Source organism: Hoeflea sp. BAL378, assembly GCF_000759435.1.
GTDB lineage: Bacteria > Pseudomonadota > Alphaproteobacteria > Rhizobiales > Rhizobiaceae > Hoeflea.
The window spans coordinates 1-471 of sequence record NZ_JRJG01000264.1 but is presented as its reverse complement, the minus strand read 5'-3'; the positions used below and the strand labels follow the sequence as shown (position 1 = coordinate 471).

1 protein-coding gene is annotated in these 471 nt (G+C 64.1%); it reads left to right on the top strand.

Annotated features, from left to right (window positions below; translation table 11 throughout):
- The coding region (locus LL06_RS25950; RefSeq protein WP_035533309.1) for a UxaA family hydrolase at nt 1-471 on the top strand (471 nt) is incomplete at both ends.

Here is a 471-nt window from a genome sequence, read left to right as displayed (position 1 = left end):
GCGAGGCGGTCGCCAACAACATCAAGGGCACGCTGGCGCTGCCGCATGCCTATGGGCGGCTGCAGTTCGGTGAGGACCTCGACCTGCATTTCCGCACCATGATCGGCACCGGCTCGAACCCGAACGTGGCCGCCGTGGTGGTGATCGGCATCGAGCCGGGCTGGACCAAGAAGATCGTCGACGGCATTGCCGCCACCGGCAAGCCGGTGACCGGCTTCTCGATCGAGCAGAACGGCGACTTGAAGACCATCATGAACGCGTCCAGGGTGGCCAAGGAATATGTCCACTTCGCCTCCGAACTGCAGCGCGAGGAGTGCTCGATCTCCGAACTGTGGATCTCGACCAAATGCGGCGAGAGCGACACCACGACGGGGCTCGGCTCCTGCCCGACGGTGGGCAACATGTATGACAAGTTGCTGCCCGAGGGCATCTATGGCTGCTTCGGCGAGACCTCGGAGATCACCGGCGCCG